This is a genomic window from Lysobacter sp. DMC104, from assembly GCF_056313665.1.
The window spans coordinates 22,402-40,650 of record NZ_JBQUZW010000005.1 but is presented as its reverse complement, the minus strand read 5'-3'; the positions used below and the strand labels follow the sequence as shown (position 1 = coordinate 40,650).

Genomic DNA, 18,249 nt, shown 5'->3' with positions numbered 1-18,249 from the left:
ATGTCGTCGGATATCGACCGGATGCTCTGCTTCGCGGCCGTCGCCGAGCACGGCAGCTTCACCGCCGCGGCGGCGGCGCTGGGCTGCTCCAAGGCGCACGTCAGCCGGCAGGTGGCCGAGCTGGAGCAGGCGCTGGGCGCGCAACTGCTGCTGCGCACGACGCGGCGGTTGTCGCTGACCGCGCTGGGGCATCGCCACGCCGAGGACGTGGGCCGCCTGCGCGCGGCCTACGACGAGGCCCGGCAGCGCGTCGCCGCCGAGCGCGACGAAGTCCGCGGTGTGCTGCGCATCACCACCTCGACCACGTTCGGCGAAGTGTTCCTGGTCGACCTCGTCCGTGACTTCATGGCGCGGCATCCGCAGGTCGACGTGGAGATCGACACCAGCATCGTCATGCGCGACCTGTTCGACGGCCGCTGGGATTTCGCGTTTCGCGCCGCACGCGTGATCGACGAGCGCCTGGTCGTGCGCGCGGTGGGGGTGGTGCGTGAAATCGCGGTGGCGGCGCCGGCGCTGCTGGCCGGGCGCGAGCCGCCGCGGCGCCCCGCCGATCTCGCCGCGCTGCCGGCGCTGCGCAACAGCCATTTCAGCGACGACGCGGAGTGGGTGTTCGTGCGCGGTGGCGACAGCGGCACGGTACGTCCCCACGGCCGCCTCGCGATCAACAATTTCGCCGCATTGCAGCGCGCGGCCGAGCGCGGCGTGGGCATGACCCGGCTGCCGTTCTACCTGGTGCGCGATGCGCTGGTCGAAGGTCGGTTGGTGCGGCTGCTGCCCGACTGGGAGACCGCGCAGGTGCCGATGGCGCTGGTGCATCCGCAGCGACGCCATCCTACGCGCCTGCAGCAGGCGTTCCGCAGTTTCGCGCTGGCGTGGTTCGAGGCGCCGGAGCGGCAGGCGTTGCTGCGCTGATGTCGCGTCGTCGCAGCGTCGTCGCAGTGACGGAACGCGGCGATCGGCGCACGTGCGTTGCCGCAGCGGGCCGCGGTCGGTAACGTGGCGCGGTCATGCACGGCAACGGTCTCCAGCTCGCCCTCGTCTTCCTGCTCGCCGCCGTCGTGGCCGTGCCGCTGTTCAAGCGGTTCGGCCTCGGCGCGGTGCTGGGCTATCTCGCCGCGGGCGTGGTGCTGGGCCCGTTCGGGCTGAAAGTGATCCGCGACGCCGAGCCGGTGATGGCCGCCAGCGAGATCGGCGTGGTGATGATGCTGTTCGTCATCGGTCTGGAACTGTCGCCGTCGCGGCTGTGGGTGATGCGGCGGCCGGTGTTCGGCCTCGGCGCGCTGCAGGTCGTGCTGAGCGGCGCGGCGCTGGGCGGGATCGCGCTTGCGCTGGGCCTGGGCTGGAAGGCCGCGCTGGTGACGGGGCTCGCGCTGTCGCTGTCGTCCACCGCGGTCAGCCTGCAGCTGCTGTCCGAGCGCAAGGCGCTGAACGCGCCGCACGGGCGCACCGCGTTCGCGGTGCTGCTGTTCCAGGATCTCGCGGCGATCCCGCTGATCGCGTCGATCCCGCTGCTCGGCGCGGCCGCGCGCCATGGCAACGCCGGCACTGGCGCGTTGAAGGCGGTGGGCGCGATCGTGGTGGTGGTCATCGGCGGCCGCGTCCTGCTGCGCCAGTTGTTCCGCACCGCCGCGCGCATCGGCGTGCCGGAGATGCTCACCGCCAGTGCACTGTTCGCGGTGCTGGGTGCGGCGTGGATCATGTCGCTGGCCGGCCTCAGCATGGGCCTGGGTGCGTTCCTCGCCGGCGTGCTGCTGGCGGATTCCGAATACCGCCACGAGATCGAATCGCAGATCGAACCGTTCAAGGGCCTGCTGCTCGGCCTGTTCTTCATGTCGGTGGGCATGAGCATCGACCTGCATCGCATCGCGGCCGAGCCGTGGACCATCGCGCTGGGCGCGCTGGCGCTGCTGGCGGTGAAGTCGGCGGTGCTGTTCGCGATCGGCCTGCGTCCGGGCCGGCTGGCGTGGCGCGAGGCGCTGCAACTGGGCGCGGTGATGGCCCTCGGCGGCGAATTCGCGTTCGTGGTGCTGGCCGAAGCGGCGAAGGTGCAGCTGATCGACGACGCCGTGCAGAACCGGCTGGTGGCGATCGTCGGCCTGTCGATGGCGCTGACGCCGCTGGCGATGATCGCGGTGGGGCGCTGGCTGGGCGCGCATCCCGAACGCAAGCCGGAGCGCGCGTTCGACGCGATCCCCGACCACGACTCGCAGGTCATCCTCGCCGGCTTCGGCCGCTTCGGCCAGATCGTCGCGCGCCTGCTGCTGGCGCAGAAGATCCGCTTCATCGCGCTGGAAACCGACAGCGAGCAGCTGGAAGTGATGCGCCGCTTCGGCAACAAGGTCTACTTCGGCGATCCCTCGCGCCCCGATCTGCTGCGTGCCGCCGGCGCGGCCAACGCGAAGGTGTTCATCAACGCGCTGGAAGACCCAGCCGCCAGCCTGCGCACCACGCGCGTGGTGAAGCGCCTGTACCCGCACCTGCGGCTGTTCGCGCGTGCGCACGATCGCCGGCACGCGTGGCAGCTGATGGATCTCGGTGCGGACGTCACCCGCGAGACCTTCGCCTCGGGTCTGGAGATGGGCCGCGACGTGCTGGTCGCGCTGGGCATCCCGCGCGAGCAGGCCGACGATCGCATGCATCGCTTCCGTGCGCACGACGAGACCCTGCTCGCGAAACAGCACCTGATCTACGACGACGAAGCGGCGCTGCTGGAAAGCGCCCGCCGCGCCCGCAGCGAGCTGGAGCAGCTGTTCGAGGCCGACGTCGCGCCGGACGCCGGCGACCCGCCGCCGGGGGGCTGACCGGCCTCAGCGCTTCGGCGCGAAGCGCTCGCCGAAGAAATCGCCGTCGTTCCAGCGCGGGCGGTCCGCCGCGTCGCCGACCAGCCGGCCGATGCGCGCCTCCAGCGTCGCCAGCCGCACCGCGTCGGGCCAGAAGATCGGCAGCGTGGCGTCGTCGCTGGGCTGGTGGTAGTGGTCGCGCAGGAACTTGCGCAGCGCCAGCTTCGGATCGCGCACGCCGTCGGCCGACAGCGTGCCGCCGTCGAGGTACAGCGACGGCACGCCGGCGCGGATGAAGGCGTACTGGTCGCTGCGCACGAACACCACTTCCTCCGGGAACGGATCGGGCGAGAGCGTCACGCCGACGTCCTTCGCGGCGGCCTCCAGCGCGGTCTTCAGCGTCGAATGCTCGGCGCCGATCGGCACCACGTCCTTGCTCGGCGCCAGCAGCACCGGCATGTCGACGTTGAGGTCGGCGACGAGGCCGTCTGCCGGCACGGTCGGATGCGTGGCGAACCATTCCGCGCCGAGCAGCCCCTTCTCCTCGGCGGTCAGCGCGATGAACAGCATCGAGCGCTTCGGCGCCTTCGGCTCGGCCTTCAGCGCGTGCGCGGTCTCCAGCAGGATCGCCACGCCCAGCGCGTTGTCGAGCGCGCCGTTGCAGATGCGGTCCTCCTTGCCGTCCTCGCCCTTCACCGGCGCGCCGATGCCGAGGTGGTCGAGATGCGCGGTGTAGGCGACGTGCTCGGCCGCCAGCGCGGCGTCGCTGCCCGGCAGCTTCGCGACGACGTTGCGCGACTCGACCGGCTCGATCTTCGTGCGCGCGGCCAGCCGCAGCGTGCCCGGCAGCGTGAAGCCCTTGAGCGTGCCGGCGTCGGCCGCGGTGAACAGCTGCGCGGCGGTGCGCGGGCCGTCGGCGAACAGCAGATCCGCGGCGGCCGCGCTCACCACCGCCATGCCACGCAGCTGCGGGAAGGTCCCGAGGCTCTTGCCGTCGGGGCCGCGCAGGCGCATCGCCGGCCGCTGCCAGTTGTCGGCGGTGCGCGCCCACGGCGTGTCGGCCTCGTCGTTCGGCGTGTTCACGAACACCACGCCGACCGCGCCGCGTTCGGCCAGCAGGCGCAGCTTCTCGCGGGTCGAGCTGTGGAACGCGCGCTGGTCGTTGCCGAAGGTCGCCGGCGCGCCGCCGAACACGATCGCGATGCGGCCGTGCAGGTCGAGCCCGGCGAAGTCGTCGTGGCCCAGGTCGGGCGCGTGCACGCCCTGGCCGACGAACACCGCCGGCGCCTCGACGTCGTGCTCGGCCGCGTCGAAGTCCTGCCCGGGCAGGAACTGGTCGCGGAAGCGCAGCGCGATCTCGCGGCCGTTGCGCTTGATGACCAGCGCCGCCCCGTCGGCCTCGCGCGTGGCCTTCAGCAGCGGCACGCGCTGGAAGAAGGTGCCGTCGTCGCCGGCCGGCGCCAGCCCGATCGCGGTGAAGCGCTTGGCGACGTACTCGGCGGCCAGGTCGTAGCCGCGGGTGCCGGCCTCGCGGCCCTCGAAGCGGTCGTCGGCCAGCGTGCGCACGTCCTCGGCGATGCGGCGCTCGGCCGCGGTCTTCGGCTGCGGTGCCGCGGTGTCGACCGCGGGCGCGGAGATCGTGGGCGCGGTGGGCGTTGCGGGGCCGCGATCGCAGGCGGCCAGCGGCATGGCCAGGAGCAGGGCTGCGGCGAAGAAGTGCAGGCGCGCCATCGTCGGTTCCGGTCGGAGGATGGCGGACGCTAGCATCGGCGAAGGATCGGGACAACGCCGATGCGGCACGGGCGACGTACCATGCGGCATCGTTCGCGGGAGATGTCGCCATGTCCGTTGCCGTGTCCCCTGCCATCGCCACCCCGCCCGGCCGCCGCGAGGGCTGGCTCCAGCTCGGCATCGTCCTCGTCGCACTGGTCGTGTCCGGCATCGCGCCGAAGGATCGGCTGACCTGGCTGCTGGAAACGGTGTGGGTGATGGTCGCGCTGCCGATCATCCTGATGAACTGGCGCCGCTTCCCGCTGACCCGCCTGCTGTGCTGGCTGCTGGTCGCGCATGCGCTGGTGCTGATCCACGGCGGCACCTACACCTACGCCGAGACGCCGCTGGGCTTCTGGCTGCGCGACACTGCCACCGCGCTGGGCTGGCCCGTGCACCGCAACCCGTGGGATCGCGTCGGCCACCTGATGCAGGGCTTCGTGCCGGCGATCCTGGCCCGCGAACTGCTGCTGCGCCACACGCCGCTGCGCCGCGGCGGCTGGCTCAACTACCTCGTGCTGGCGGTGTGCCTGAGCTTCAGCGCGTTCTTCGAGCTGATCGAATGGTGGTCGGCGCTGATCTACGGCGCCGACGCCGACGCCTTTCTCGCCACCCAGGGCGACCAGTGGGACACGCAGTGGGACATGTTCCTGTGCCTGTGCGGCGCCGCGCTGTCGCTGCTGCTGTGGTCGCGGGTGCACGATCGCGAGCTGGGGCAGGCGGCGGGCCGGTGATGCCGCGGGCGACTCGCGCTCCGTGGCGCTGCTCCTGCCGCTGGCGATAGCCACCGGCATCCGGGCACGAAAAAGGCGGGGTCGCCCCCGCCTTTTCGTTGCATTCCGCGCTGGCGGAAGGATCAGAAGCCGACGCCGGCCCTGTCCTTCGAAGCGGGGATCGCGTTGCTCGTCGCGACCGAGGACGGGAGGCTGGTGGTGCCATCGACCCAGTAGCCGCCGTCGTATTCGTTGATGATGTTGCCTTCGCTGTCCGTGTACGAACGGACCACGAAGCGGTCGACGTAGTGCGGCTTCAGGCTGTTGATGTCGGTGTACTCGTGGCTGAAGTACGCATCGCAGTACGACGGCATCGTGCTGTCGATTTCGTACTCGTTCTCGCCGATCCAGCGACGGTTGACGACGTTCAGCGTGGCGGCGTCGCAGCGGCCGGCGCCGTTGCCGATCGCGTCGACGAGGTTGCTCATCTGCGGCGTGTCGGTCGAGCTGGGGCACAGCTTCAGGAAGTTGATGCGCGCCTGGATGGTCTTCCAGGGCTTGCTCAGGTTGATGCCGAAGTAGCGGGCCAGCGAGGCCGCGCATTCGCCCGGACGGGTGGCGCTGGAGAGACAGATGATGGCTTCGCAGGCGAGGCCTTCGTCGCCGCTCAGGGTCTGGCCCTTCTGCTGGTTGACGATCTGGTCGACCATCGCCTGCATGTCGTTCGACAGCGTGCCACCCTGGGCCGCGTTCGGGTCGACGCCGTCCGGCAGACCGCTGTACTGGTTCGGATCGACCTGCGGGGGCAGCGTGGTCGGATCGACGCCGGCGGCCTCGTAGGCGGCGGCGAGATCGGGGTTGGTGGTCTGCTCGGCGTAGGCGGCGCCGCTGGCCAGCAGCAACGTGGCAAGTGCCACCGAGATCGCTTTCCTGTTCATCTGACTTCGCTCCCGTAGTCGATTGGCTTGGGCAGGAACCGCCGTCTGCGACGATTCCATGATTCGCGGACCGTGCCCCGGCCCATGCCGGAACGTTCGGAATATCCAGTGCCCCTGCTCACGACCACTCGCACGATCGATCGACGGGATCGATACGGCGGCAGAAGCCCCAGTTCAGGTTAGCGGAGTTCCGCGACACTTTGCAAAGCACGGTGCAACCGTGGTCCCGGGGTGCCGGCCCGCCCGCCCGGGATGCCGCGCGGGCGCAAGTCGATGATTGAAAAGGGATATCGATTCCGCAGGGCGGCGTCCCGGCGGTGCGCGCCCCTGGTTGGTGCGTGACCGCTCGTCGGAATCCTGCGCGGACAGGCGGGCTGCGGGTTCGCTCAGCCTCGCTCGTCACCCTCCGAACGCCGCCGGAACGGCAGCACCACGCCGCGCGTGTCATCGGCCGACGGCTCGCGGCGATGCCACAGCACGGGCACGTCGTCGGGGCGCGGCGGCTCCAGCGGATCGAGCGCGGCGTCTTCCTCCAGCTCCCAGCTGTAGCGCTTGCGCGGCGGCACGGGGTCGGCATGCCGGAACAGCAACGCCGACAACACGCCGGCAAGTGCACCGCCCAGGTGCGACTGCCACGAGACGCCCGGCTCGTGCGGCAGCACCGTGATCAGCATGCCGCCGTAGAGGAAGAAGGCGATCATCGCCGCGGCAATCGACGGCCGGTCGCGGCGCAGCAGGCCCAGCACGAACACCAGGAACATCAGGCCGTGGGTCAGGCCGCTGGCGCCGAGATGATGGGTGTCCGGGTCGCCCAGCAGCCACGCGCCCAACCCCGAGCCCAGCCAGATCAGCGGCAGCGCGCGCGCGCTGGCCTTGGGATACACCCCGAGCGCCAGTGTGCCGAGCAGCAGCAGCGAACCGGCATTGGCGGCGAGGTGCTCGAACGAGCCGTGCAGCAGCGGCGCGGTGAGCACGCCGAGCAGGCCGCCGATCGCGTGCGGGGTGACCGTGAAGGCCTCGATGTCCTCGCCCTGCTGCAGCACGAACACCGCCGACAGCAGCAGCACGAACGCCAGGCTGGCGTTGAGGGCCCGCAGCAGGCGCCGCCGGTCGGCGGCGCGCTGGGCGGGGGTGTCGGGGGTGTCGTCGGGGGTGGGCAGGCGCATCCGGCAGTTCTGGAGCCGGCGGCCGGCGCGATCAAGGCCGCCGGCAGGGGCGCGCCGACACCGCGGCTGGAACGCTGCGGCGCATTCCGCGGCCCGTCTCGGTCACAGGAACCAGAACAGGGCCTCGAGCAGCGAGCCCAGCGCTTCCCAGGCCCAGCGGCCCGATTCGCTGCGCGGACGGCCGCTCGCCGTCCGCAGCACCAGCACGAGGATCCACAGTGCCGTCACCCCGCCCGCGCCCCACAGCAGCTTCTCGCGCAGGCTCACGCGGCGCCCGCCGGCTTCGCCGGCCGCAGCAGGCTGAGCACCACGGTCGCGCCGATCGTCGCCGCCACCACGCCCAGCGACCAGACGATCGGAATCTTGTAGACGTCGATCAGCAGCATCTTCGCGCCGATGAACATCAGCACCGCGGCCAGGCCGTAGGGCAGCAGGTGGAAGCGGTCGGCCATGCCCGCCAGCAGGAAGAACATCGCGCGCAGGCCCAGCACCGCGAACACGTTGGAGGTCAGCACGATGAACGGGTCGGCGGTGATCGCGAAGATCGCCGGGATCGAGTCCACCGCGAAGATCAGGTCGGTCACGCCGATCAGCGCGGTCACCACGAACAGCGGCGTGTACCACGCCTTGCCGTCGCGCATCACCCGGAAGGCGTTGCCGGCGTAGTCGCTGGTCAGCCGCAGGTGCCCGCGCATCCAGCGCAGCAGCGGGTTCTTCTCGAGGTCCGGCGCCTGGCCCGCGGCCAGCAGCATCTTGATGCCGGTCAGCACGAGGAACGCGCCGAACACGTAGAGGATCCAGTGGAACTTCGCCAGCAGGAACGCGCCGGCGAAGATCATGATCGCGCGCAGCACGATCGCGCCCAGCACGCCGAGGACGAGCACCTTCTGCCGCTGTTCCTCGGGCACGGCGAAGTAGGTGAACAGCATCAGGAACACGAAGATGTTGTCGACCGCCAGCGATTTCTCGACCAGGTAGCCGGTCAGGAATTCCAGCGCGATGCGGTCGCCTGCGACCTGGCCGAGGGTGTCGCTTGCGTACCACCACAGGCCGGCGTTGAACGCCAGCGCCAGGCCGATCCAGCCGAGGCTCCAGAACAATGCTTCCTTGAACGTCACCCGGTGCGGCCCGCCGTGGCGCATCAGCACCAGGTCGACGAGCAGGGCGACGACGACGAGCGCGGCGAACGCGCCCCACAACAACGGATTGCCGATGGTGTCCATTTGATTCCTCCCGAAACGGAAAACGCCCAACCGCGGGGCTGGGCGTCGTATCGGGCCGGAAGTGCATGGAGCGACCGGAAGAACGAGGCTTCGCCGTGGCGGCGAAGGTCTCGCTCGCAGCCGCGGCATCAAATGCCTTGTGCGACTGCCGTCCGGCCGGGGCTTGCGGGCCCGTATTGACGACCGGAACGTTCGGGAGCTACTCCCCTTCTGGAGCGGCGATTGTTGGCGACCGGGGCGGGCGCGTCAACCCGCTTACAATACGGCGGATGAACAGACCGTCGAACGCCGCGCACGCCGCACCGCTCCCCGAGATCCGCCTCCGCAACGCCTGGACGTCCCGCCACCCGTGGATCTTCCAGAAGCTGGTCGAGAAACCGACTCAGCGGCCCAAGCCGGGCAGCCTGGTCGAGGTGACGGGTCCGGACGGCGCGTGGATCGGCCGCGGCTTCTACAACGGCCATTCGCGGATCGCGCTCCGCCTGCTCGAACGCGATCCCGACGTCCCCGTCGACGCCGACTGGTTCGCGGCGAAGATCGCCGAGGCCGTGCGCCTGCGCCGCGAGGTGCTGAAGCTCGATGACGTCTCCGACGCCTGGCGTGTGGTGCACAGCGAGGGCGACGGCCTCAGCGGCCTGGTCGTGGATCGCTACGGCGACCTGCTGGTGGTCGAGTATTTCAGCGCCGGCATGTTCCGCTATCGCGAGTGGATCTACGACGCGCTGCGCGCGCAGTTCCCCGGCTGCCGTTTCCACGCGTTCGCCGACGAGCACGTGCAGAAGCAGGAAAGCTTCGACTTCCGCGGCAGCGAACCCGCGGCGCCGGCGATCATCACCGAATACGGCATCAAGTTCCGCGCCGACCCCGCGGGCGCGCACAAGACCGGTTTCTTCGCCGACCAGCGCGAGAACCGCGAATGGCTGTCGCACCAGTGCGCGGGCAAGCGCGTGCTCGACCTGTGCTGCAACACCGGCGGCTTCGGCGTGTACGCCGCCGCGCGCGGCGCGAGCGAAGTGGTCGGCATCGACATCGACGAGGCGGTGATCGAGATCGCCAAGGGCAATGCGAAACTCAACGGCGTGCGCCCGCGCTTCATCCAGGCCGACATTTTCCCGTGGCTGCGCGATGCGGCGAACAACGGCGAACGCTTCGACGTGGTGATCCTGGACCCGGCGAAGATGACCCGCGACCGCGAGCAGGTGATTCCGGCGCTGAAGAAATACCTCGACATGAACAAGCTGGCGATGGGCGTGGTGAAGCCCGGCGGCCTGCTGGCGACGTTCTCGTGCACCGGCCTGGTCAGCGAGGAGCAGTTCCTCGACATGCTGCGCCGCGCCGCGTTCTATGCCGGCCGCACCGTGCAGGTGCTGAAGGTCGCCGGTGCCGGCGCCGACCATCCGTGGCTGACCGACGTGCAGGAAAGCCGCTACCTGAAGGCGGTGTTCTGCCGCGTGGTGGATTGAGGCGCTGATTGCCCGCGGCTGCGGCGCATCGCGGACGATCAGTCCCCGCCGCAACCGCCGCCGTCACCACCGCCGTCGCCGCTGCATCCGTCGCTGCCGCCATCGCCGCTGCAGCCGCCGTCGCCGAGGCCATCGATGGTGCCGTCGAAGTCGTCGCTGGCGAAATCGGATGCACATTGGCCGCTACCGGCGTCGCCCGCGGCCCCGGCTTCGCGCAGGGCGTTGCAATCCAGCGTGTAGCGGAAGCCGTCGGCGAGGCCGACCTGTGCATCCAGCACGAACAGCAGCGGCAGGCGTGTCGGCCGCTTCGGGTCGATGCCTTCCATCCGGCAGGTCTGCGTCCACACCCGGCGCAGGCCGACATTGCGGTCGTAACGGCGCGTCAGCACGACGGCCGGCGTGTGGTGCAGGAACCGGCCGAAGGCGCGGCGGCAGAAGGTGTCGTAGTGGCGCGTGCAGAGGATGAAGGCGTGCCAGAGTTCGTCCGCGGCCTGCGAGGGCATGGACACCGGCTTGCGGCCGCCGAGCAGGTAGGCGGCGAAGAAATCGCGCAGCGCGACTTCGATGGCGGGGCGATGCTCCGGGCCGATGTCCGGGCGTTGCCGGCGGAGCTTGTCGAACAGACCAGGTGGGAGCGGGGTGTCGCGCAGGTAGCGCAGCCGTCGGGCGCGCTGCCATCGCGATGCGGTGTTCCAGGTCAGGAAGGCGACGATGATCAGGGTGATACCGAGATCGAATCGCGACATTCACGGCTCCGTCTGTGGCGATGGCGCCAGCCTTGCACGTGGTCGTGACGGAAAAATGACAGCGGACATCTTTCCGTCACGGTGACGTCATCCCGCCGGGCGCCGCCGGTACACTGGCGCCCATGTCCTCGATTCTCCTGCTCGTCCTGATCCTGATCGCCGTCGCGATCGGCCTCGTCCTGCTCGTGCTCCTGCTGCTGCGCCGCCCCGACGCCGCGCTCGACCGGCTGCGCGCGCAGGTCGAGGAGGCGCTGCGCGAGGAGCAGCGCAGCGGGCGCGGCGAACTGCGTGCACAGCTCGACAGCCTGTCGCTGGCGCAGGGCCAGCGCATCGAGAGCTTCGGGCGCAGCCTGGGCGACCTGACCGCGCGCACCGACCAGCGCCTCGACGAGTTGCGCGTCGCACTGGGCGACGATGCGCACAAGGCGCGGCTGGAATTCGCCACGCGCCAGCAACAGTTCGCCGACACGCTGGGCGCGCAGCTGCGCGAACTGACCGAACGCAACGAACAGCGGCTCGGCGAACTGCGCACGACGCTGGAACAGAAACTGCGCGAGCTGCAGGCCGGCAACGAGGCCAAGCTCGAACAGATGCGCGCCACCGTCGACGAGAAGCTGCAGTCGACGCTGGAGACGCGGCTCGGCGAATCGTTCCGGCTGGTGTCCGAGCGGCTGGAGCAGGTGCAGCGCGGCCTCGGCGAGATGCAGCAGCTCGCGACCGGCGTCGGCGACCTCAAGCGCGTGCTGACCAACGTGAAGACCCGCGGCATCTACGGCGAAGTGCAGCTCGCGGCGCTGCTGGAGCAGGCGCTCACCATCGAGCAGTACGAACAGAACGTGGCCACCGTGCCCGGCGCCAGCGAGCGCGTGGAATTCGCGGTGCGTCTGCCCGGCACCCAGGAGGGCGGGCCGGTGCGTCTGCCGATCGACGCCAAGTTCCCGCGCGAAGACTACGAACGCCTGCTCGATGCGCAGGAGCGCGCCGATGCCGTGGCGGTGGCCGAGGCCGCGCAGGGACTGGAGCGGCAGATCAAGGTCGAGGCGAAGCGCATCCGCGACAAATACGTCGCGCCGCCGCACACCACCGACTTCGCGCTGCTGTTCCTGCCGACCGAAGGCCTGTACGCCGAAGTGCTGCGCCGGCCGGGATTGTTCGAGGCGTTGCAGCGCGAATTCCGGGTGACGGTGGTCGGGCCGACCACGCTGCTGGCGCTGCTCAACAGCCTGCAGATGGGCTTCCGCACGCTGGCCATCGAGCAACGGTCCGGCGAGGTGCGCCAACTGCTGGGCGCGGTGAAGACCGAGTTCGGCAAGTTCGCCGTGGTGCTGGAAGGCGCGACCAGCCAGCTCGACACCGTGCGCCGCAGCATCGAGAAGGCCGGCGTGCGCACGCGGGCGATCGAACGCCAGCTGCGCAAGGTCGAAGAACTCCCGGCGGACGATGCGCGCCGGTTGCTCGGGGATGCTGCGGCCGACGATGCCGCCGCTGACGCGGAGTGACGTGAACGACGGGCGCCGGCGAACCGCGCCGGCAGCGCGATCAGCGCGGCGGATTCGGCAGCGGCATCGCGCTGGCGGGCACCGTCGGGGCGTCGTCGCCGTTCTCGAGGTAGTCCGGCAACGGTTCGTCCTGCGGCTGCTTGCGGTCTTCGCCGATCTGGTAGTTGCGGCGCTGCAACCAGGCATCGCGGACCAGCGCGTAGTCGTCGGCGGCGCCTTCGCGGAAGCTGTCGGTCGACAGCAACTGTGCGCGCACGTCGACCAGCTGCAGGCCCTGCAGGAACACGCGGACCTTGTCTTCCTCGATCTGCCGCGTCGGCGACAGCGGTGCGTCGCCGGCCATGCCGAACACGTCGCGCAGGGTGCGCGGCCCGAACAGCGGCAGTTCGATGTAGCGCGATTTCTTCCAGCCCCACACGCCCAGCGTTTGGCCGAAGTCCTCGCTGCGGTTGGGCAGGTTGGCGGCGGTGGCGGGATCGAACAGGCCGCCGATGCCCAGCGTGGTGTTCATCAGGAACCGGCCCACGGACTGGGTCGCCTGTTTGGGCTTGCCCTGCAGCAGCGCGTTGAGTGCGCTGACGGGCTGGCCGAGGTTGTTGAAGAAGTTGCTCACGCCCAGCCGCATCGGGCGCGGCACGACGTGCACGTACGCGGTGGCCAGTGGCTTCGCCACGCGCCGGTCGACCACGACGTTGAAGCGGTGCACCTGGCGGTTGAGCTTTTCCCACGGGTCGTAGCTGGTCGGTGCGGCGGCGGGTGGCGGCAGCGTGGGATCGGCGACCGGATCGTAGGCGTCGGGCTCCTGGCCGCCGTAGATCGCGGCGTAGTCGCGTTCGGCGTCGGTGGGCGCGTCGGCGGGGGCGCCCGGAGGCGTGGCGCCGGCGTCCGCCGCGACCGGATCGGGCGGCATGGCGTCCGTTGCGGGCGTCGTGGTCGCGGCGAGGTTCGGTGCGTCGTCCACCGCCGGCGCATCGCCGGGGGCGGCTGCGTCGACGGCAGCGCTCGGCGTTTCGGCCGGCGCTTCGATCGTCGCGGTCGCGGACGGGGTGTCGGGACGGGCGGTCCGCGGGGCGCAGCCGGTGGCCAGCAATGCCGTCGCGAGGAGCGCCACCGGGGGGAGGAGGCGGGGGAGCGTCATGGTCGCGAGTGTAGTCCTGTCGCGGCGTGGGGGCGCGTGCGGTCCGGCTCAGTCGCGGACGAAGCCGAGGTCGTGGCCGAGCCGGTACGCGGCGCGCAATTCGTCGAAACCCGCCGGCCGGCCGTCGATGGCGACGCCGGCCGCGCAGCGGGCCGCCACCAGCGAAACCAGCGCCAATCCAGCGCTGTCGATGCTGTCGGCGCCGGTCAGGTCGATGCGGTGGATGTCGCCCAGCGAGGCCGGCAATCGCGCCCGCAGCGCGGCCACGGCCTCGCGCCGCAGGGACCCGGCGAAACGCAGGGTTCCATCGGCGACCGTGATCGACGGAGCGGGCGTGGCGGTCACGGCTGGTTGGCGCTGGGGTGCAGCTGGCCGCTGCGCAGGGCGGTGGCGACCTCGCGGATCGACTTGCGCTGCAGCTCGGCGTCGAACTGGTTGCGGAAGGTCTGCACGTAGGACACGCCTTCGACCATCACGTCGAACACCTTCCACTGGTTGCCGTTGCGGCGCATCAGGTAGTCGACCGGGATCGGTTCGCCGCCCTGGCGCAGGAACTCGCTGGACACCTTCACGCCGAGCCCGCGCGGCAGCTGGGTCTCGGACTTCACGCGCACCCGCAGGCGGGTGTTGAAGTCCAGCAGCGACGAGCCGTAGCGCTGCATCAGGTTGTCGGCCAGCGCGTCGGCGAACAGCTTCACGTCCTCGTCGGACGCGCCGCGACCGTGGCGGCCCAGCACCTGGCGGGCGGCGTAGTCGCGGTCGAACATCGCGTTGAATTCGGTGCTGACGAATTCGCGCAGCGCGGTGCGGTTCTTGGTGAACTCGGCGCGGCGCTTCTCCAGCGTGCTGAGGATGCGCTGGCTGTTGTTCAGCACCAGCTGGCTGGGTGTGCCCTGCATGGTCGCCGAGGCGGGCGTGGCGCGCGCGGCGGCGGGCGCAGGCGCGGCCTGCTGGGCGAACGCGGGCATCGCGGCGATCAGCGCGGCGGTGGCCAGCAGGGTCGGGAGGCGGGGCGTGCGGATCATGGCGTCGGGCTCCGGTCGTTGGGGGAAGCGTCGGAAGCGGAAGGATCGGTGGCGTCGGGCTTGCTGCTGCCGCCACCGCCGAAGATGTACTTGCCGGCCATCTGGATCAGGTCGACCGCCGGCGTGGTGTAGGCGATTTCCTCGCCGGGCTTGAGCGTCTCGACGTCGCCGCCGGGCTGCAGGCCGACGTAGCTCTCGCCGAGCAGGCCACCGGTGAGGATGCTGGCCGAGGTGTCGATCGGCAGGTCCTTGTAGCGGGCGTCGATGTCGAGCACGACCACGGCGTCGAGCTTCTTCGGATCGAGTTCGATCGCGGCGACCTTGCCGATCGGCACGCCGCCGATCTTCACCGGCGCCATCGGCCGCAGCTGGCCGAGGTTGGTGAAGCGCGCCTTCAGCGGATAGGTGGGTTCGCCGAAGCCGAACTTGCCGTTGGTGGAAGCGATCGCCAGCACCAGCAGCGACGCCAGGGACAACAGCAGGAAGGCGCCGACGGCGAATTCGAGGCGGGGACCGCGTGCACTCATGGGAGCGTACTCATCTGGATCTGGTCGGCGGGAATGTCAGCGGAAGAGGAAGGCGGACAGCACGAAGTTGAACATCAGCACCAGCAGCGAGGCGTTGACCACGGCGCGGGTGGTGGCGACCGAGGTGCCTTCGATCGTGGGTTCGGCATGGAAGCCCACGTACGAGGCGACCAGTGCCGCGGTGCCGCCGAACACGGCGGACTTCAGGAACGCCGGCAGGAAGTCCTCGTGGAAATCCACGGCGTCCTTCATCACCTGCCAGAACGCGCCGTTGTCGATGCCCAGCACCTGCACGCCCTGGAACCAGCTGGCGCAGATCGCGAGGCTGCAGAAGATCGCGGTGAGCAGCGGCACGGTGATCACCGCGGCCCAGAAGCGCGGCGCGACCGCCTTGCCGACCGGGTCGATCGCCATCAGCCCGAGCGCGGTGATCTGGTCGGTGGCGCGCATCAGCCCGAGTTCGGCGGCGATCGAGCTGCCTGCGCGGCCGACGAACAGCAGTGCGGTCAGCACCGGCGCCAGTTCGCGGTACATGCCCAGGCCGATCAGTGCGCTGATCTGGTTGGCGGCGCCGTAGGTCTGCAGCGCGCGGTAGCCCAGCAGCGTGATCGACAGGCCCACGAACGCGCCGCCGACGGCGATGATCGGCAGGCTGCGCGCCCCGATCTTGTAGATCTCGCGGGTGAGCTCCTGCCAGAAGTCGCGGGTGCCCGGTCGGCTGGCGCGGAACACGGCCAGCGAGAACAGGCCGGCGCGACCCAGGCTGCGGACGGTCTCGGCGAAGGCCATCACGCGGCCTCCGTGCGGCGGACCGCGTCGAAGGGGATCGGGCCGTCGGGTTCGCCACGCAGGAACTGGCGCACGAGGGGATCGGCGCTGCCTTCCAGTTCGGCCGGGGTGCCGTCGAAGACGATGCCGCCGTTGGCCACGACCACGGCGCGGTCGGCGATCGGCAGGGTCTCGTGCACGTGGTGGGTCACGATCAGGCTGGTCAGCCCCAGGCTGGCGTTGAGCCGGGCGATCAGGCTCATGATCACGCCGCTGGCGATGGGGTCGAGGCCGGTCAGCGGTTCGTCGTACAGCATCAGCGGCGGGTCCAGCGCCAGCGCGCGGGCCAGCGCGACCCGGCGCGCCATGCCGCCGGAGAGTTCGCGGGGATAGAGGTCGGCGGCGGCGCGCAGGCCGACCGCGTGCAGCTTCATCTCGACCAGGCGGGCGATCACGTCGGCCGGCAGGTCGGTGTGGGTGCGCAGCGGCAGGGCGACGTTCTCGGCGGCCGTGAGATCGGTCAGCAGGCCGTTGCCCTGCAGCAGCACGCCGATGCCCTTGCGCAGTTCCAGCAGCTCGCGCTTGCGCTGCGGCACCGGGCGGCCCAGCACTTCGACCGTGCCCGCGGCCGGGGCCAGTTCGCCGGTCAGGGCCGACAGCAGGGTCGACTTGCCGCAGCCGGACGGGCCGAGAATCGCGGTGATGCTCCCCCGCGGCACGCGCAGGTCGATGTCGCGCAGGATGGTGCGCGTTCCGCGATCGAGGCGGAGGCCGGACACCTGGACAGCGGCGGGAGCGGTGGTCATCGGGTTTGCAGGGAAAGGGGGCGGGCGCAAAACCCGTTCAGGATGGCCGCCCCCGCCTGAATCGGACGGGAGCCGCCGGCCATACGGGACCGTTCGGGGGCGGTCATTGTCCATGCCGGCGGCGCCGTTGTCTGCGCCGGGGCGGGAACGCGGCGTCCCGCGGCTTGTGCCGGTCGGCGCCAGCGGCGAGGATGGCGGCGCTGCGGAGCGCGCAGCGCAGGGCCGCAGGGGGCCGGGATCCATGGAGCTGTTGACGCTGGAACACTTCGCCGGTTGCGTGAACGAGACGTTCTCGGCCGATCTCAACGACATGTCGGTCGAGTTCGTGCTGGTCGAGGCCCGGCCGATCGCCGACCACGCGAAGAACCCGGCGCGCGCGCCGTTCTCGCTGCTGTTCCGCAACACCGCCCCGATCCTGTTCCCGCAGCAGATCTACACGATGCACCACCCGCGCGTCGGCGATGTCGGCATCTTCCTGGTGCCGGTGGCGCAGGAGCGGGCCGGCTTCCTGTACCAGGCCGTCTTCAACTGAGGCCGGCCCGTCCGGGGGCCGTGCCGGCACCGCAATGCCGGGTCAGGCGGCCGGTGGCGCCCAGCGCATCGGCCAGTGGGTGCCGCGGAACGCGGGCCCGGTGACGACGAAGCCCAGCCGCTCGTAGAGCCGGCGCGCGCCGGGATTGTGGCCTTCCACATGCAGGTGCATGCCGCGCCCGATCGCGGCGGCGGCGCCTTGGCTGGCGCGGATCAGCGCTTCGCCGACGCCCTGCCCGCGCACGGCCGGGAACAGGCAGATGTCGACGATCAGGTGGTCCGGCGCCGTGCGCTGGAGGTAATAGCGCCCGACCGGCTGGCCGGCGCGTTCGAGCGCGAGGAAATCGGTGTCGCCGTAGTGGGCGAGGTAATGCTGGTGCTGCAGCGCGAACTGCTGGTCCAGGAACTGCCGCTTGGCGGGCGCCGGCCACGGTACCGGTGCCATTTCCTCGGCGCGGGTGCTGGCGTAGAGGTCGCGCAGCCAGGGCAGGTCGTCGTCGTGCAGCCAGCGCAACGAAAACCCGCGCTCGGCGAGGAGCGCGGGTGTCGTCATGCGGTCGGGCCGTTCCGCGGGGAACGGCGCCAACCGTGCGGGCGCAGCGGCCATCACGTCACGGGAAGGACGGATAGAGGCCCTGCAGCGCGATGCAGAAGTTCACGCCGAGGTACGGCTGCTGGTTCTCGTGCGGGAAACCGCCGCCCTGGCTCGAACTGACCATGTTCGGCGCCATCTGCGTGTTCAGCGGCGTCGCGATGTAGGTCTTCGAGCTGGTGCTGGTGGCGAGGAACGAGAGGCCGCCGTTGGCGACCGGTGCGTGGCTTCCGCTTCCGCTGGCGGTCTGCGAATACGCATTCACCCCGTGGTTGTGCTGCGGGATCTGCGTGCTGGTCAGCGTCACCGTGTTGACGCCGAACGCTTCGCCCAGCGAGCGCGGACTGAGGCCCGGTCCGTTGCCCTGCTCGCAGCCGGCGCGGCCGGCGAAGTTGGGCAGCTGGAACGTGGTCTGGCCGTTGCCGCCGTAGATGACGCCGATGAGCGAGAACAGCGCGGTGTTCTGCGAGATCGGCAGGGTGGCGCCGTTCGCGAACGCCCAGCCGCGCGGGTTGAAGTTGAAGCCGAACAGCTGGATTTCGCCGATGAAGGGTTGTGTCATGA

Annotated in this window: 20 protein-coding genes; 6 read left to right on the top strand and 14 right to left on the bottom strand. The window is 70.5% G+C overall.

Annotation, left to right across the window (positions count from 1 at the left end):
* Positions 1-21 precede the first annotated feature (21 nt).
* Both ACT53R_RS08310 and ACT53R_RS08305 read left to right on the top strand, forming a co-directional pair.
* Entirely contained in the window at positions 22-912 is an 891-nt protein-coding gene (locus ACT53R_RS08310; protein ID WP_476171393.1) for a LysR family transcriptional regulator, read from the top strand.
* A gap of 95 nt (positions 913-1,007) precedes the next feature.
* Entirely contained in the window at positions 1,008-2,801 is a 1,794-nt protein-coding gene (locus tag ACT53R_RS08305) for a monovalent cation:proton antiporter-2 (CPA2) family protein (protein WP_476171392.1), read from the top strand.
* Between the two features lie 6 nt (positions 2,802-2,807).
* Here ACT53R_RS08305 and ACT53R_RS08300 read toward each other — a convergent pair whose 3' ends face one another.
* Entirely contained in the window at positions 2,808-4,511 is a 1,704-nt protein-coding gene (locus ACT53R_RS08300; RefSeq protein WP_476171391.1) for a M28 family metallopeptidase, read from the bottom strand.
* Positions 4,512-4,621: 110 nt separating this feature from the next.
* Between ACT53R_RS08300 and ACT53R_RS08295 the strand changes: the two genes are divergently transcribed.
* A complete protein-coding gene (locus tag ACT53R_RS08295) occupies positions 4,622-5,284 on the top strand; it encodes a DUF2238 domain-containing protein (RefSeq protein ID WP_476171390.1) in 663 nt (220 codons plus the stop codon).
* Between the two features lie 122 nt (positions 5,285-5,406).
* On the opposite strand, the gene ACT53R_RS08290 is transcribed toward ACT53R_RS08295, so the two are convergent.
* The 4 genes from ACT53R_RS08290 to ACT53R_RS08275 all read right to left on the bottom strand — a co-directional run bounded on the left by ACT53R_RS08290 (position 5,407) and on the right by ACT53R_RS08275 (position 8,590).
* Complete coding sequence (locus ACT53R_RS08290; protein WP_476171389.1) at positions 5,407-6,201, bottom strand: TrbM/KikA/MpfK family conjugal transfer protein; 795 nt, start codon at positions 6,199-6,201, stop codon at positions 5,407-5,409.
* A 386-nt stretch (positions 6,202-6,587) separates the two neighbouring features.
* Positions 6,588-7,367 carry a rhomboid family intramembrane serine protease gene (locus ACT53R_RS08285; protein ID WP_476171388.1) on the bottom strand — a complete coding sequence of 260 codons (780 nt, stop codon included), beginning with the start codon at positions 7,365-7,367 and terminating at the stop codon, positions 6,588-6,590.
* 102 nt (positions 7,368-7,469) lie between these two features.
* Positions 7,470-7,634: a hypothetical protein gene (locus tag ACT53R_RS08280; protein ID WP_476171387.1), complete on the bottom strand. Its 165-nt coding sequence runs from the start codon at positions 7,632-7,634 to the stop codon at positions 7,470-7,472.
* Positions 7,631-8,590: a TerC family protein gene (locus ACT53R_RS08275; protein WP_476171386.1), complete on the bottom strand. Its 960-nt coding sequence runs from the start codon at positions 8,588-8,590 to the stop codon at positions 7,631-7,633. Before ACT53R_RS08275 ends, ACT53R_RS08280 begins: the two co-directional genes overlap by 4 nt.
* 269 nt (positions 8,591-8,859) lie before the next feature.
* Here ACT53R_RS08275 and ACT53R_RS08270 point away from each other — a divergent pair, with 269 nt between their 5' ends.
* Positions 8,860-10,053, top strand: coding sequence for a class I SAM-dependent rRNA methyltransferase (locus tag ACT53R_RS08270; protein WP_476171385.1), 1,194 nt, complete (start codon positions 8,860-8,862; stop codon positions 10,051-10,053).
* A gap of 38 nt (positions 10,054-10,091) precedes the next feature.
* Here the strand turns inward: ACT53R_RS08270 and ACT53R_RS08265 are convergent, their stop codons facing one another.
* Positions 10,092-10,799 carry a glycine-rich domain-containing protein gene (locus tag ACT53R_RS08265; protein WP_476171384.1) on the bottom strand — a complete coding sequence of 236 codons (708 nt, stop codon included), beginning with the start codon at positions 10,797-10,799 and terminating at the stop codon, positions 10,092-10,094.
* Positions 10,800-10,921: 122 nt separating this feature from the next.
* Here ACT53R_RS08265 and ACT53R_RS08260 point away from each other — a divergent pair, with 122 nt between their 5' ends.
* Positions 10,922-12,298 carry a DNA recombination protein RmuC gene (locus tag ACT53R_RS08260; RefSeq protein WP_476171383.1) on the top strand — a complete coding sequence of 459 codons (1,377 nt, stop codon included), beginning with the start codon at positions 10,922-10,924 and terminating at the stop codon, positions 12,296-12,298.
* Between the two features lie 40 nt (positions 12,299-12,338).
* Here ACT53R_RS08260 and ACT53R_RS08255 read toward each other — a convergent pair whose 3' ends face one another.
* From ACT53R_RS08255 to ACT53R_RS08230, 6 genes are read right to left on the bottom strand one after another with little or no spacing between them, the layout of a single operon-like run.
* Entirely contained in the window at positions 12,339-13,436 is a 1,098-nt protein-coding gene (locus ACT53R_RS08255; RefSeq protein WP_476171382.1) for an MlaA family lipoprotein, read from the bottom strand.
* 48 nt (positions 13,437-13,484) lie between these two features.
* Entirely contained in the window at positions 13,485-13,781 is a 297-nt protein-coding gene (locus tag ACT53R_RS08250; RefSeq protein WP_476171381.1) for an STAS domain-containing protein, read from the bottom strand.
* Positions 13,778-14,431, bottom strand: a complete 654-nt coding sequence (locus ACT53R_RS08245) for an MlaC/ttg2D family ABC transporter substrate-binding protein (RefSeq protein WP_476171600.1) — start codon at positions 14,429-14,431, stop codon at positions 13,778-13,780. The genes ACT53R_RS08250 and ACT53R_RS08245 overlap by 4 nt, the downstream gene beginning before the upstream one ends.
* A 26-nt stretch (positions 14,432-14,457) precedes the next feature.
* Positions 14,458-14,988: an outer membrane lipid asymmetry maintenance protein MlaD gene (gene mlaD / locus ACT53R_RS08240; RefSeq protein ID WP_476171380.1), complete on the bottom strand. Its 531-nt coding sequence runs from the start codon at positions 14,986-14,988 to the stop codon at positions 14,458-14,460.
* A 36-nt stretch (positions 14,989-15,024) separates the two neighbouring features.
* Positions 15,025-15,777: an MlaE family lipid ABC transporter permease subunit gene (locus ACT53R_RS08235; protein ID WP_476171379.1), complete on the bottom strand. Its 753-nt coding sequence runs from the start codon at positions 15,775-15,777 to the stop codon at positions 15,025-15,027.
* The gene (locus ACT53R_RS08230) at positions 15,777-16,562 is read right to left on the bottom strand and encodes an ABC transporter ATP-binding protein (protein ID WP_476171378.1); all 786 of its coding nucleotides are present in this window, start codon (positions 16,560-16,562) and stop codon (positions 15,777-15,779) included. The genes ACT53R_RS08235 and ACT53R_RS08230 overlap by 1 nt, the downstream gene beginning before the upstream one ends.
* A 241-nt stretch (positions 16,563-16,803) precedes the next feature.
* Between ACT53R_RS08230 and ACT53R_RS08225 the strand changes: the two genes are divergently transcribed.
* Positions 16,804-17,094, top strand: coding sequence for a DUF6916 family protein (locus ACT53R_RS08225; RefSeq protein ID WP_476171377.1), 291 nt, complete (start codon positions 16,804-16,806; stop codon positions 17,092-17,094).
* A gap of 42 nt (positions 17,095-17,136) precedes the next feature.
* On the opposite strand, the gene ACT53R_RS08220 is transcribed toward ACT53R_RS08225, so the two are convergent.
* Together ACT53R_RS08220 and ACT53R_RS08215 are read right to left on the bottom strand one after the other, a co-directional pair.
* Positions 17,137-17,646, bottom strand: coding sequence for an N-acetyltransferase family protein (locus ACT53R_RS08220; RefSeq protein ID WP_476171376.1), 510 nt, complete (start codon positions 17,644-17,646; stop codon positions 17,137-17,139).
* 58 nt (positions 17,647-17,704) lie between these two features.
* A complete protein-coding gene (locus ACT53R_RS08215) occupies positions 17,705-18,247 on the bottom strand; it encodes a phage tail protein (RefSeq protein ID WP_476171375.1) in 543 nt (180 codons plus the stop codon).
* Between the last annotated feature and the right edge of the window lie 2 nt (positions 18,248-18,249).

What these genes read in the sequence shown, in the direction of transcription:
- ACT53R_RS08310 (WP_476171393.1), top strand. Translation starts at nt 22, where the DNA reads ATGCTCTGCTTCGCGGCCGTCGCCGAGCACGGCAGCTTCACCGCCGCG.
- ACT53R_RS08305 (WP_476171392.1), top strand. Translation starts at nt 1,008, where the DNA reads ATGCACGGCAACGGTCTCCAGCTCGCCCTCGTCTTCCTGCTCGCCGCC.
- ACT53R_RS08300 (WP_476171391.1), bottom strand. Translation starts at nt 4,511, where the DNA reads ATGGCGCGCCTGCACTTCTTCGCCGCAGCCCTGCTCCTGGCCATGCCG.
- ACT53R_RS08295 (WP_476171390.1), top strand. Translation starts at nt 4,622, where the DNA reads ATGTCCGTTGCCGTGTCCCCTGCCATCGCCACCCCGCCCGGCCGCCGC.
- ACT53R_RS08290 (WP_476171389.1), bottom strand. Translation starts at nt 6,201, where the DNA reads ATGAACAGGAAAGCGATCTCGGTGGCACTTGCCACGTTGCTGCTGGCC.
- ACT53R_RS08285 (WP_476171388.1), bottom strand. Translation starts at nt 7,367, where the DNA reads ATGCGCCTGCCCACCCCCGACGACACCCCCGACACCCCCGCCCAGCGC.
- ACT53R_RS08275 (WP_476171386.1), bottom strand. Translation starts at nt 8,590, where the DNA reads ATGGACACCATCGGCAATCCGTTGTTGTGGGGCGCGTTCGCCGCGCTC.
- ACT53R_RS08270 (WP_476171385.1), top strand. Translation starts at nt 8,860, where the DNA reads ATGAACAGACCGTCGAACGCCGCGCACGCCGCACCGCTCCCCGAGATC.
- ACT53R_RS08265 (WP_476171384.1), bottom strand. Translation starts at nt 10,799, where the DNA reads ATGTCGCGATTCGATCTCGGTATCACCCTGATCATCGTCGCCTTCCTG.
- ACT53R_RS08260 (WP_476171383.1), top strand. Translation starts at nt 10,922, where the DNA reads ATGTCCTCGATTCTCCTGCTCGTCCTGATCCTGATCGCCGTCGCGATC.
- ACT53R_RS08255 (WP_476171382.1), bottom strand. Translation starts at nt 13,436, where the DNA reads ATGACGCTCCCCCGCCTCCTCCCCCCGGTGGCGCTCCTCGCGACGGCA.
- mlaD (WP_476171380.1), bottom strand. Translation starts at nt 14,988, where the DNA reads ATGAGTGCACGCGGTCCCCGCCTCGAATTCGCCGTCGGCGCCTTCCTG.
- ACT53R_RS08235 (WP_476171379.1), bottom strand. Translation starts at nt 15,777, where the DNA reads ATGGCCTTCGCCGAGACCGTCCGCAGCCTGGGTCGCGCCGGCCTGTTC.
- ACT53R_RS08230 (WP_476171378.1), bottom strand. Translation starts at nt 16,562, where the DNA reads ATGACCACCGCTCCCGCCGCTGTCCAGGTGTCCGGCCTCCGCCTCGAT.
- ACT53R_RS08225 (WP_476171377.1), top strand. Translation starts at nt 16,804, where the DNA reads ATGGAGCTGTTGACGCTGGAACACTTCGCCGGTTGCGTGAACGAGACG.
- ACT53R_RS08220 (WP_476171376.1), bottom strand. Translation starts at nt 17,646, where the DNA reads ATGACGACACCCGCGCTCCTCGCCGAGCGCGGGTTTTCGTTGCGCTGG.
- ACT53R_RS08215 (WP_476171375.1), bottom strand. Translation starts at nt 18,247, where the DNA reads ATGACACAACCCTTCATCGGCGAAATCCAGCTGTTCGGCTTCAACTTC.